General features: G+C 56.2%; 12 protein-coding genes. 7 read left to right on the top strand and 5 right to left on the bottom strand.

The features are described from left to right. Nucleotides 1-43: 43 nt before the first annotated feature. The 3 genes from LT85_RS04065 to LT85_RS04080 all read right to left on the bottom strand — a co-directional run bounded on the left by LT85_RS04065 (nt 44) and on the right by LT85_RS04080 (nt 3,251). Nucleotides 44-1,281 (bottom strand): IS3 family transposase gene (locus LT85_RS04065; protein WP_156117425.1). Its coding sequence is split into 2 segments (ribosomal slippage): nt 44-928 and nt 931-1,281, totalling 1,236 coding nucleotides; the frame shifts between segments, so codons are not numbered across the junction. 122 nt (nt 1,282-1,403) lie between these two features. After that, the gene (locus LT85_RS04075) at nt 1,404-2,270 is read right to left on the bottom strand and encodes a sulfurtransferase (RefSeq protein ID WP_038485603.1); all 867 of its coding nucleotides are present in this window, start codon (nt 2,268-2,270) and stop codon (nt 1,404-1,406) included. A 57-nt stretch (nt 2,271-2,327) separates the two neighbouring features. Continuing rightward, nucleotides 2,328-3,251 (bottom strand): DMT family transporter, encoded by a 924-nt coding sequence (locus LT85_RS04080; protein WP_038494989.1) that lies wholly within the window; start codon nt 3,249-3,251, stop codon nt 2,328-2,330. Between the two features lie 121 nt (nt 3,252-3,372). On the opposite strand from LT85_RS04080, the gene LT85_RS04085 reads away from it, so the two are divergent. Genes LT85_RS04085 through LT85_RS04095 form a run of 3 tightly spaced genes read left to right on the top strand, consistent with a single transcriptional unit; the run spans nt 3,373 to nt 6,045 of the window. After that, the gene (locus LT85_RS04085) at nt 3,373-3,762 is read left to right on the top strand and encodes a GntR family transcriptional regulator (RefSeq protein ID WP_038485606.1); all 390 of its coding nucleotides are present in this window, start codon (nt 3,373-3,375) and stop codon (nt 3,760-3,762) included. After that, entirely contained in the window at nt 3,746-4,615 is an 870-nt protein-coding gene (locus tag LT85_RS04090) for an ABC transporter ATP-binding protein (protein WP_052134631.1), read from the top strand. The genes LT85_RS04085 and LT85_RS04090 overlap by 17 nt, the downstream gene beginning before the upstream one ends. After that, entirely contained in the window at nt 4,612-6,045 is a 1,434-nt protein-coding gene (locus tag LT85_RS04095; RefSeq protein WP_038485608.1) for a hypothetical protein, read from the top strand. Before LT85_RS04090 ends, LT85_RS04095 begins: the two co-directional genes overlap by 4 nt. Before the next feature lie 130 nt (nt 6,046-6,175). Here the strand turns inward: LT85_RS04095 and LT85_RS04100 are convergent, their stop codons facing one another. Then, on the bottom strand, nt 6,176-7,279 hold the full coding sequence (locus LT85_RS04100; RefSeq protein ID WP_038485611.1) for an aromatic ring-hydroxylating oxygenase subunit alpha: 1,104 nt from the start codon (nt 7,277-7,279) through the stop codon (nt 6,176-6,178). Between the two features lie 234 nt (nt 7,280-7,513). On the opposite strand from LT85_RS04100, the gene LT85_RS04105 reads away from it, so the two are divergent. The 4 genes from LT85_RS04105 (at nt 7,514) to folE2 (ending at nt 11,600) form a co-directional block, all read left to right on the top strand. Then, nucleotides 7,514-7,780 (top strand): exodeoxyribonuclease VII small subunit, encoded by a 267-nt coding sequence (locus tag LT85_RS04105; protein ID WP_038485613.1) that lies wholly within the window; start codon nt 7,514-7,516, stop codon nt 7,778-7,780. After that, the gene (locus LT85_RS04110) at nt 7,777-8,703 is read left to right on the top strand and encodes a polyprenyl synthetase family protein (protein WP_081992018.1); all 927 of its coding nucleotides are present in this window, start codon (nt 7,777-7,779) and stop codon (nt 8,701-8,703) included. Before LT85_RS04105 ends, LT85_RS04110 begins: the two co-directional genes overlap by 4 nt. Nucleotides 8,704-8,714: 11 nt before the next feature. After that, nucleotides 8,715-10,586 carry a 1-deoxy-D-xylulose-5-phosphate synthase gene (gene dxs / locus LT85_RS04115; protein WP_038485616.1) on the top strand — a complete coding sequence of 624 codons (1,872 nt, stop codon included), beginning with the start codon at nt 8,715-8,717 and terminating at the stop codon, nt 10,584-10,586. Nucleotides 10,587-10,790: 204 nt separating this feature from the next. Beyond that, nucleotides 10,791-11,600, top strand: coding sequence for a GTP cyclohydrolase FolE2 (gene folE2, locus LT85_RS04120; RefSeq protein ID WP_038485619.1), 810 nt, complete (start codon nt 10,791-10,793; stop codon nt 11,598-11,600). A gap of 73 nt (nt 11,601-11,673) precedes the next feature. Here folE2 and LT85_RS04125 read toward each other — a convergent pair whose 3' ends face one another. Further along, nucleotides 11,674-12,231: a cob(I)yrinic acid a,c-diamide adenosyltransferase gene (locus LT85_RS04125; protein WP_038485622.1), complete on the bottom strand. Its 558-nt coding sequence runs from the start codon at nt 12,229-12,231 to the stop codon at nt 11,674-11,676. Between the last annotated feature and the right edge of the window lie 51 nt (nt 12,232-12,282).

Below are 12,282 nucleotides of genomic sequence, written 5' to 3' on the forward strand. Positions count from 1 at the left end.
GTCCTGAAATAGGTTGACACCTGTCAGTGCGTCGATTCACTGATCAGATAGTAGCCAGAGACGCCCGATGAATTTCATCGGGCGTTTTGTATTGTAAAGACAGATGCGGCCTTTCAGCGTTATAAATGCGCACGGATTGTTTTACCATTAAGGCTGCCTGTTGAAGATTGGCAGGTCGTTGCAAGAGAAACTCTCCCTTCAAGATGCCATTAACGCGTTCTGCCAAAGCGTTCTGATAACAATCATAACCATCGGTCATGGAGCAGGTGATACCGTGACGTGCATGAATTTTTTGATAATAGGTCGAACAGTATTGCATTCCCCGATCGGAATGATGGACCAATTGCTGCCGAGATTGACGTTCTCTTAGTGCCATCTTCAGTGCTTGGCTTACTTGCTCGGTCTGCAAGCTATCATGGACATGGTAGCCGACAATCTTTCTAGAGTAGGCGTCGGTGATCAAACTCAAATAAGCAAACCGCTGGGCCGTCGGCAGATAGGTAATATCGGCCACCCAGACCTGCTCAGCCTGAGTCGGTACGATTTTCGACGGTCCATCCTTGAGCAAATTCGGATGCCTGCGGAAACGATGGTGGCTATTGGTTGTCTTGTGATATGCCCGGCGGGGGACGACCAGCAGGCGTGCTCTACGTAGCACATTGAACAAGCCGTCTCGCCCTAGCTTGACGCCAATCTCGCCCAGCGGCGGACTCAAGATGTGTTGAAGTTTGCGGGTGCCAAGGCGAGGCTGACGTAAGCGAACCTGCTTCACCAACGTAATGATCTTGCCTTCTCGCTCATCTTTTTGTTGCTGGCTTTGATGGCGTTTGTAATATGCTTGGCGACTGATGCCAACATATTCGCAGGCCTTGCTCACGCTCAATCCTTCGACGAGCCTTTGTGAGAGGACCTGCCCAAAGGCTTTTTTACGATGCGTACTCCGTAATCCTTCTTCAGAACATCGATCATGGCCTCAAACAGCTGCGCTTTCTCATTGGCAGCCTTGAGTTGTGCCTCCAATTCCTTGATGCGCTGTTCCGGCGTGAGCACTTTCTTTACCTCGTTTCCCATTGCGAACTCCACAGTCTTACGGCTCGATTGGCCACTCCAATCCTGATGACCGTATTTCCGCAACCATACCAGTACCGTCGATCTACCTTGTATGCCATATCGGCGCTGCGCCTCTATATAGCTCAGTTCGCCTTTTTCTACCTGTTCTACCACTGCCAATTTAAAGGCCAATCCATAATCGCGCTGCGTCCGCTTAACCATTGATTCCATTGACTTCTCCTTCGTTGCGACGAAAAAGTGTCAACCTATTTCAGGACGAGTCACCTGATGCAAAAAAGGGGAGCAGTGCAGATTCACAGCTCCCCTTTTTTTATTTCCCGCTTGGCAATTCCTTAAGCGCCCTTGGCCACTGGTCGCGTGGCATCGGAACACCACTCGCTCCACGATCCCGGATACAGGGCTGCGCCATGCAAGCCGGCGATTTCGAGCGCCAGCAAGTTATGGCAGGCTGTCACGCCCGAGCCGCATTGCATCACTGCCGTCTGCGGCTCGCTGATCAGCGCGCCAAATTCTTCGTGCAATTGATGGCCAGGCTTGAAACGGCCATCGGCTTGCAGATTGTCTTTGAAAAAGCGATTCTTGGCGCCCGGAATATGGCCGCCGACCGGATCGATGGTTTCATTTTCTCCACGGAAGCGGTCCGGTGCGCGCGCATCGACGATGGTGCGGCGCAGATTGGTCAGGTTGATCAGAACATCATGCGCGCTAACGCTGGTGGTCAGCGGCGACTTGGCGCTGATGCCGCCAGGCGCAGGCTTCGGTTCGGCAGTCGTCAATCCTTGTCCTGCCGCCTGCCAAGCCGCCAAACCACCGTCCAGCACCGCCACCGAGGCGTGGCCGATGGAGCGCAGCAGCCACCACAGGCGTGCTGCATACATGCCGCCCTGGCCGTCGTAGGCGATCACTTGCGTGTCATCGTTGATACCCCATCCGCGCAAGGCGGCGATCAGGGCGTCTTGCTGCGGCAGGGGATGGCGGCCTTTGAAGCTGCCGTCGGCTGCTTGCTTGGCGCCGGACAGGTCGCGATCCAGGTTGGCAAAGCGCGCTTCTGGAATGTGTCCGGCATCGTAAGCGATTCTTCCTGCGTTGGGATCCATCAGGTCATGGCGGCAGTCGACGATGATCCAGTTCGGATTTTGCGCGTTCTGCTGCAGATTCGTGGCAGAAATCAGCGTAGTGTAGGGATGGGCTTGAGACATGACATTCCTTCTGTGTGAGTGTTGATCAGATACGGCGACGGTCTGCTGTAAGCGGTCTCAGGCAGTCTCCTCTGCCAGCGGCTTTTCAGTGTGCAGCGGTATCGGTGCACGCGCCTTCCTTTGATTATAAAACGTTGCCAGCAAACCGCCGATAAGGATAACGATTGTCCCCAGCCAGCCGCGCCAGCCGAGCCGGTCCTGCCAGATTACGATACCCAGGATGCTGGAAAAGACGATGCCGGTGTATTGCAGGTTGGCGGTCAGCAAGGGGTTGCCAAGACGATAGGCGCGCGTCATCGCGATTTGTCCCACCGTCGCGGATACGCTGAGGGCAATCAGCAAACTCAAACCTTCCAAGTTGTGAGGATGCCAGAACGGGATACCGCCGCCCGGCAAGCCAAGGCATCCAGCCAGGCCGGCGAGGGCGCTGACGGTGGAAAAATAAAAAACCACGCGATACTCCGGCTCGCCCAGCTGGCCTAGCTGTCTTACTTGCAAATAGGCAATTGCAGAAACAAGGCCTGAACCGAGCGCAACCAGCGCCGCCACAGTTTGCTCAGGAGCGAATGATGGCCGCAGCAATAGCATTACGCCGATGAAACTGAGCAAGATGGTAGCTGCCATGCCCCATTCGAAGCGCGCTTTGCTGCGCCACCAGGCGGTACCTAACAGGATTGCGGCCAGCCATATCGACGACGTGTAGTTAAGGGTGGTAGCGGTGGCTACCGGCAGCAGGCTGAAGGAATAGAACCACATCCCCAAGGAAATCACGCCGATGACGCCACGCCACATATGCTGGCGCGGCAGCGGGGTTTTTAGCGTGCCGCCCTTGAGTACGATCAGGGCAACGATGAACAGCATACCGATCAAGCCACGGCTGAGCAGGATTTCAGAGATGGAATAGTGCTCGGCGGCGAGCTTGACGCAGACCCCCATGATGGAAAACATGAGGCTGGCGAAGAGCATCCAGAGTGATTGCATAAGGCGATGGCGTAGATTTTTTGCGGGCGACAGAGAATGCATTGTCCATGAAATACAGGACGGCTACGAAAATTCTTTCCTTGTTGCGATGTGTATTATTGTAGTGATACACTAAGACGCAATGAACTTCGACATCCTTCCCAGAGCGCCAACGCCGATCTATCGCCAGATCGTCGAACAGGTGCGCCGTCTGATCGCAAGCGGGGCATTACGGCCTGGCGATGATTTGCCGTCGGTGCGCGCTGTCGCCTTGCAGCACGCAATCAATCCCATGACCGTTAGCAAAGCCTACAGCTTGCTGGAGGCGGAAGGCGTGCTGACGCGCAGGCGTGGCGTCGGGATGATGGTCGCGGACACAGATCCGCCGGTTCAGGACAAGCTGGCGCTATTGCGGCCGGCATTATTGAGCGCTACCCAGATCGTGCGGCAATTGAATATATCCGAGGCTGACGCGCATGCTGTATTCCAAACCTGCCTGAATGAATGGAGCAAGAATGAGCCAGATGATTGAGGTGGAACGAAGCAGCATTATTGGCTGCCGTGAATTGGGCCTGCATGCCGACTACGCGAATATATTAAGTGGAGTTACCCTGGATATTCCGCGCGGAGCCGTTGTCGGCTTGGTCGGTCGTAACGGTGCGGGCAAGTCGACGCTTTTGCGTTGCATGGTGGGGTTGGCTGCCCCGAGCAGCGGCGTATCCACTCTACTCGGTTGCCCTTCGCTTGACTTGACGGATGCGGTGCGCGGGCGCCTGGGCTATGTGGCGCAAACACCGGACCTGTTTGAGTGGATGACAGGGTACGAGCATATCGAGACGCTCGGCCGAGCCTACCCATCCTGGAACCAGGAGCGCTGCATGTTGCTGGCGTTACGCCTGGCCTTGCCGCTGGGTCGGCCTGTGCGCAAAATGTCCGGCGGCGATCAGCAAAAATTAGCGGTGGTGCTGGCGCTGGCGCACGACCCGGAAGTCCTGGTCCTTGACGAACCGGTTTCCAGCCTGGATCCGATGACGCGGCGCGATTTCATGCGTTCCATGTTTAGCGGACATGCCGAAAACGACGATGCGGAGCCGTCCAGGGTTGCGCCCACCATCATCATCTCCAGCCATTTGCTGAACGACCTTGAACGTGTCGTTTCGCACATTGCGTTTCTGCGCGATGGCCGCTTGCAGCTGTTTGACACCTGGGACGCGATGTTGGAACACTTGCGTCTTGTGCCATCCGGCGCTGTTGACATACCCGCTGCAGCCATAGTCTGTAGCAATCGCTCTCATAATATTATCGATACGCGACTCGCGCCGGCGCTGCACGATACAGGCCGCGTCATGTCGCTGGACGAACTTTTTGTCGAGTTAAATTCATGATGACCGGCTCTCGCCTGAAGCTGCGCTCTGACCTTGAGCAATATGTCGGGAGTTTCTGGGTCGCCATGCTGGTGATTTATTGGGGCAGTCTTTTTTTTCTCAATTCGTCCACGGCATCTGCCAGCGCAGGCATCCATGCATTGATTATTGTCATGGGATTCAGCCTGGCGGTGACAGGGTGGCGTGCTGGTCGTGTACTTGTAAGCGGAGCGCGTGTATTGCATGCGATGCAGGCTCCGCGCAGCCTTTGGCACACGTGGTTGCGCCGCGCGTTGACTGACGCCTGCATGTGCTGGGGGCTGGCTGTCATTGCAGGAACACTAGCCTTGGCGATGAAGGACGCGACATGGACCTGGAGTTCCGCTGCTTTTTTGTATTCCACGATCATGCTCTTAAGCCTGGTCGCTTCATTGGCGCATTATGGGGAACTGCATTGGGGCTGGGAGTGGGGCGTTGCATTGCTTGTGTTCTTGCTTTTAATCGCCTGCGGATTTGGTGGGTTGGAGCATCTCATGCGGCTGCACGCAGTCTGGCAAGTGCCGTTTATAGCAAGCTGGCCGCTATTGGTAGGGAGCCTGGCAGTGTATTGGCGCGGACGGCTGCCTCAACGGGTCACTTCAAGTAACCGGGCGACTTTGCATTTGTGGCGTCTTGGCGCCGATTATATGCGGCGCTTCACCTTACTCAATTTCCCCATGTCGCGCAGACCGCGATCTCGCAAATGGGCAGTTTGCGTTACGGCATTGCAATTGATCTATTTTCCGGTGCTGCGGGGGCTGTCCCAAAGAAGCCAATGGGGTGACCACGTTGGTCTCGTTTATGTTTGCATGTTGATTCTCTTCGCAGCGAGTCTTAGCCCAGGCATCTTCTGCAAAGACCTGCATTGGCGGCGTCTGCTTGCGCCGAACGGTTTTGCGCGGGGTCGTCTTGGCTGGCATATCATTTCTTCGACCTTGACCATAGCCTTGGTGATCGCCTTGATAGCTACTTTGATTTGGGGCGCTGCGAGTTGGATGATTTTTGGTGTAACGCCCATGCGTAATATGGAATTTGCCGCACGTTACGTGGTGTTGCCGATCGAGTTGCTGTTCATGATATCCGTGGCCGTCGCCTTACGTGGATTTCACCGGCCGTTGCTCGCCTATTTCATTGTGCTGATTGGTATATTGATGATCGGCTTGGCTTATTTCTGGTTTTTCAGGGAAAAGGCGCTTGTTCCTTGGCTGGATATCGGTCCGGCCTATGTAGTCTGCTTGTTGATTGCCATTGGCGCAGCGGTGGCGCTATCGAATCGTCTTTGGACTATCCAACGTCTGCTGCCATACATAGCTGCCGGTGCTCCGGCTAACGAAGATATCGTCGCAGGCTGCCGCTGGTTTACTTGGCCCGGAGCTCTGGGCCGGTTAAGCAAGGATTCCGAATTGTATTGATTCCGATCTAGGCCGCCGCATTTTTCATCTATGGCATGGACGAAAATTTCGTAGCGGTTAATAAAAAAGCTGGAGTTCATTCGCTCCGCGAACAAACTCCAGCTTGTAGGCGCAAGCCCGTCAGAAGAGGCTAGATCAGCCCTTCCTGGCTCCGATACCACTCATGGAAATGCTGCATGCCGTCTTCCATCGGCGACTGGTAAGGGCCCACTTCGTTGACGCCGCGTTCCATCAGGATGCGTCGTCCAGCGTCCATGCGCAGGGCAATTTCATCGTCCTCGACGCAGGTTTCCATGTAGGCAGCCCGTTCGGCTTCGACCATCTCGCGCTCAAACAGCGCGATTTCTTCGGGATAGTAGAACTCGACCACGTTGGTGGTTTTCTGGGGGCCGCGCGGCCACAGCGTCGATACCACCAGCACGTGCGGATACCACTCCACCATAATGTTCGGATACAGCGTCAGCCAGATCGCACCGAATTTCGGCGCCTGGCCGTTGTTGAACTTGAGTACCTGCTCCTGCCACTTTTTGTACGATGGCGAACCGGATTTTGCCAGGCCGTGATTGACGCCCACGGTCTGCACACTGTAATCCTTGCCGAATTGCCATTCCAGGTCATCGCAGCTGACAAAGCTGCCGAGGCCGGGATGAAACGGTTCGACGTGATAGTCCTCCAGATAAACCTCGATAAAGGTTTTCCAGTTGTAGTCGCACTCATGGACTTCGACGTGATCGAACAGATAGCCGCTGAAATCGAGGTCTTTGGCGACGCCCAGTTGCTGCAGCTTTTCGCCGACATGGAAGGCGTTTTGCTCAAACAGCAAACCGTTCCAGCTTTGCAACGGTGTCTTGGACAGGTTCATGCAGGGCGTTTCACCGAAATGCGGTGCGCCAATCAATTCGCCCTTGAGGTCGTAAGTCCAGCGGTGTAGCGGGCAGACGATATTGCGCGCATTGCCGTGGCCATCGAACATCTTGGCCTGACGGTGACGACAGACGTTGGAAATCAGCTCAATCCCTTGAGGATTGCGCACGAGCATGCGGCCTTCGTTTTCAGAAGCCAAGGTAGCGTAATCGCCAACATTGGGCACCATCAGCTCATGGCCAACGTAGCGCGGGCCATTCTGAAAGAGTTGCTGGATTTCGCGTTTTAACAGCGCTTCGTCAAAGTAGACGTTGACCGGAAGTTGCGCATCGGAGCGCGCGAGTTTGGTAATAGAAGCCAGATCGGACATCCCTCCACCCCCAAATGTGTTGTATCAACCTAAGAGAGAAAGAATCCGCAAAAACCTGTGTTCAAATAATATGAAACGGAAATTTTGGACAGAACCAAGGATTATCCCATAAAAAAGCCGGATTTGGGGTCGTTTCGGGCATTTTATCGAGTCTGGTGCCCAAATTCGTCGTCGAAATTCAACGGTCTATAAAGCTTTGCTCTAAAATAGCGGTCTAATCTCTTTACACCTACTATGCCAAAAAATCCGATTTCCGCCAGCAGCCCGGCCTCGTTCGAACAAGCGATGGCCGAACTGGAGCAACTGGTAGCCCAAATGGAAGCTGGCGAGTTGCCGCTGGAAGCATCAGTTGCCGCCTATAAACGTGGCTCGGAACTGGTCAAGTTTTGTGCCGCGCAACTCGAAAAAGTCGACAGCCAGGTCAAAGTGCTGGAAGGCGACATGCTCAAGCCCTTCGCCGGCGAAGCGCTGAATGATCACAGCGGCGGAGCAGACGCATGACAGCAGCCGCTCAGCTAGCAATGATAACGCTAGCCACAGAACCAACCTTTGCCGAGTGGATGCGCCAGGTCCAGTCCGATATGGAAACGGCGCTTGGAAAATTCTTGCCGGCAGAAAACATTGCGCCGGCCAAGCTGCACCAGGCTATGCGCTATGCCGTACTGGATGGCGGCAAGCGCGTGCGGCCTTTGCTGGTATTTGCTGCAGGGGAATTGTTTTCGACGCAGATAGCCGTTGCGCAACGTGCGGCCGCGGCAGTCGAAATGATCCACGCCTATTCGCTGGTGCACGATGACATGCCATGCATGGATGACGACGCCATGCGTCGCGGCAAACCGACCGTCCACGTGCAATACGATGAGGCTACCGCCTTGCTGGTGGGCGACGCCTTGCAGGCGCAGGCTTTCGTGGTGCTGGCCGATGGCGAGATGGATGCCGCGCGCCAGATCGTGATGCTGCGTTTGCTGGCGCAAGCGTCGGGTTCGCTGGGTATGTGCGGCGGCCAGGCGATCGACCTCGCCAGCGTCGGCCTAAATTTATCGCTAGCTGAGCTGGAACAGATGCACAAGCTGAAAACAGGCGCTTTGCTGCGCGCTTCGGTTTTGTTGGGCGCGTGGGGCGGTAAGGTTTTGGCGCAAAATGAGATTTTGGCGCTGGAAGCTTACGGCACAGCGATCGGCCTGGCGTTCCAGGTGGTGGACGATATTCTCGACGCGACGGCGGACTCCGCCACGCTAGGCAAGACAGCGGGCAAGGACGCCGCAGACAACAAGCCGACCTACGTCTCGATTCTGGGCTTGCCCGAATCGCAGGCATTGGCAGAAAAATTACGCAATGACGCCCATCAGGCGCTTGCGATCTTTGGCGACAAGGCACGCCGCCTGCGTGAGCTGGCGGATTTGATCGTGCAACGGAAAGCTTAGGTTTAGGGCATATGGAAATACTTAACACAATAGACAGCCCGGCAGACCTGCGACAATTGTCGCGGGCGCAACTCAAACCGCTGGCCGATGAGCTGCGCGAATTCGTCATCGAATCGGTGTCGCAAACCGGCGGCCACCTGTCTTCCAACCTCGGTACGGTGGAACTGACGATCGCTTTGCACTATGTTTTCAATACGCCGGAAGACCGCATTGTCTGGGATGTCGGCCATCAAACCTATCCGCACAAGATCCTTACCGGCCGCCGCGACCGCATGAACACGCTGCGCCAGCTCGACGGCATCTCAGGATTTCCGCGTCGTAGCGAAAGCGAATACGATACCTTCGGCACCGCCCATTCGTCGACCTCGATTTCTGCCGCACTGGGCATGGCGCTGGCCTCCAAAACCAAAGGCGAAACCGACCGCCACGCGATTGCCGTGATCGGCGACGGCGCGATGACTGCCGGCATGGTGTTCGAGGCGATGAATAACGCCGGTGTCTATGAAGACATCAACATGCTGGTGATTCTCAACGACAACGACATGTCGATCTCGCCGCCGGTTGGCGCCCTGAACCGCTATCTGGCGCGCCTGATGTCGGGCCAGTTCTATGCGCAAGCCAAGAATGTCGGCAAGTCGATCCTGCCGGCGCCGATGCGCCAGCTGGCCAAGCGCTTTGAGGAACATGCCAAAGGCATGGTGGTGCCTGCCACCATGTTTGAAGAATTCGGTTTCAACTACATCGGCCCGATCGATGGCCATGACCTGGAATCGCTGATCCCGACTTTGCAGAATCTGAAGAACCTGAAAGGTCCGCAGTTCCTGCATGTGGTGACCAAGAAGGGCCAAGGCTACAAGCTGGCCGAAGCCGATCCGGTGCTGTATCACGGCCCAGGCAAATTCAATCCGGCCGAAGGCATCAAGCCGGCTGCAGCCAGCAAGATGACCTACACACAGGTATTCGGTGACTGGCTGTGCGACACGGCTGCGCAAGACGACAAGCTGATCGGCATCACGCCGGCGATGTCAGGCGGCTCTGGCCTGGATACCTTCGCCAAGCGTTATCCGCAGCGCTTCTATGACGTCGGCATCGCAGAACAACACGCTGTCACTTTCGCCGCCGGCATGGCTTGCGAAGGCTTGAAACCGGTGGTGGCGATCTATTCGACTTTCCTGCAGCGCGCCTACGACCAGCTGATCCATGACGTCGCTCTGCAAAATCTCGATGTCACCTTCGCGCTGGACCGTTCCGGCCTGGTTGGCGCCGATGGCGCAACCCACGCCGGTAATTACGATCTGGCGTACCTGCGTTGCATTCCGAACATGGTGGTGATGGCTGCTTCCGATGAAAACGAATGCCGCCAGATGCTGACTACCGCTTATCAATATAACGGTCCGGCCGCAGTGCGTTATCCACGCGGCGCCGGCACTGGCGTTGCCATCGATCCGGCGCTGAGCGTTTTGCCGCTGGGTAAAGGCGAGATCAGGCGTCAGGGCCAGAGTGTCGCGATCCTGGCATTCGGCTCCATGCTGGCGCCGAGTTTAGGCGCTGGTGAATTGCTTGGGGCGACAGTCGCCAACATGCGCTTCATCAAACCGCTGGACGTGGAATTGGTGCTGGAGCTGGCTCGTACCCACGATGCGTTGGTGACAGTGGAAGAAGGCTGCATCATGGGCGGCGCCGGGGCTGCAGTGGCGGAAGCGCTAGCCGCCGCCGCATGCGTCAAGCCGATTCTGAATCTGGGCTTGCCTGACCGCTTTATCGATCACGGCGATGCCGGCCTGCTGCTGGCGCAATGCGGCCTGAATGCAGAGGGCATCGCGGCATCGGTGCGGCAACGCTTTGGCAAGGACCAGCCGCGTCTGGTCGTGAATCAGAATTAACCTGCAGAATTAATCTCGCAGAAATTTGCGGGCCCTAGCGTCCGCAGTTGTTCCAGCCAGGACGCTGTCGCAAGGAGCGGCAGCGTTCAAGCCAGCTTGTTTCCAATCATTCCGGTTACCCGTCAGCGTTGTGCCGCAAGATGCATGACCGGGGCCGGGATAAGACCGCCACGGCAGTCTATTGCTCAAAAGGTTAAACATTCAATGAATACTCGTGACCAGAATCTGACGATCCCAGACGTGCAAAGTAGCGTCGACACCCGCCGCCTGGCGATCCAGCGCGTCGGCGTCAAAGGCGTGCGTTATCCGTTGACGGTGCGTACCGGCGCCGCAGCGCAAGCGACCATCGGCAGCTGGAACATGTACGTGCATTTGCCTGAGCAGCAGAAGGGCACTCACATGTCGCGCTTTATCGCGCTGTTGGAAGGTATGGAAGGTCCGCTGGATGTGGCATCGTTCGGCGAACTGATGCGCGAGATGGTTACGTTACTGGACGCCGAGCGCGGCCGCATCGAACTGACCTTCCCGTATTTCATCAACAAGACCGCGCCGGTTTCCGGCGTGCAAAGCCTGATGGATTACGAGGTCGGCCTGACCGGCGAGATCAACCGGGGAAAGCTGGAAATCAGCCTCAAAGTCATGGTGCCGGTGACCAGCCTGTGCCCATGCTCGAAACAGATTTCAGCTTATGGCGCGCATAACCAGCGCTCGCACATCACTGTCAATGCGGTTCTGGATGGTGAAATCCAGGTAGATGAACTGATTGCCCGCATCGAAGCGCAAGCTTCCTGTGAATTGTTCGGTCTTTTGAAGCGCCCGGATGAGAAATACGTGACTGAGCGCGCTTACGAAAATCCGAAATTTGTCGAGGACCTGGTGCGCGATGTGGCGGTGGCCCTGAACAACGAACCGCGTGTCTTAGCCTACGTTCTGGAAGCTGAAAATTTCGAGTCGATCCACAACCATTCGGCCTACGCGCTGATCGAACACGATAAGCGCAACGTGCTCAAGTAACGTGCTCAGCACAGGCAACCAGTAAAACCGATGGTTGCCGAAAAGGGCTTGGCTACGTCGCCAGGCCCTTTTTTTAGACGCCCCGTATTCTGTCCTTCTGCCACAGCACATCGCTGCCGCCATCCATCCGGTTCAACACCCGCGACAGCACGAACAGCAAATCCGACAAGCGATTGACATACTGCCGTACCGGCTCGCTCACCGTTTCACTTTTGCCCAGGCCGACAATGCTGCGTTCCGCACGACGGCAAACGGTGCGGCATACATGCGCCAGCGCCGCCGCGTGGCTACCGCCAGGCAAGATGAAATCCTTCAGTGGCGGCAGGTCGGCATTGTACTTTTCCAGTAATGCGTCTAGCCGTGCGACCTGCGCATCGACGATCAGCGTATAGCCCGGAATGCATAGTTCACCACCAAGATCGAAAAGATCGTGTTGTATCGACAGCAAGGTCTCCCGCAACGCAGGATCCAGTTTGTCGCAAAGCAGCAAGCCCAGTTGCGAATTCAATTCATCGACATCGCCGATCGCCTGGATCCGCAGGCTGTCTTTATCGACGCGGCTGCCATCGCCGAGGCCGGTGCTGCCTTTGTCGCCGGTACGCGTGGCGATCTTGGAAAGTCGGTTACCCATGAGTTTCAGTATATTCAAGATGAAATAGCAATGCTGGTACTGTACACCAGC

Origin of the sequence: Collimonas arenae, from assembly GCF_000786695.1 — a bacterium.
GTDB classification, from domain to species: domain Bacteria; phylum Pseudomonadota; class Gammaproteobacteria; order Burkholderiales; family Burkholderiaceae_D; genus Collimonas; species Collimonas arenae_A.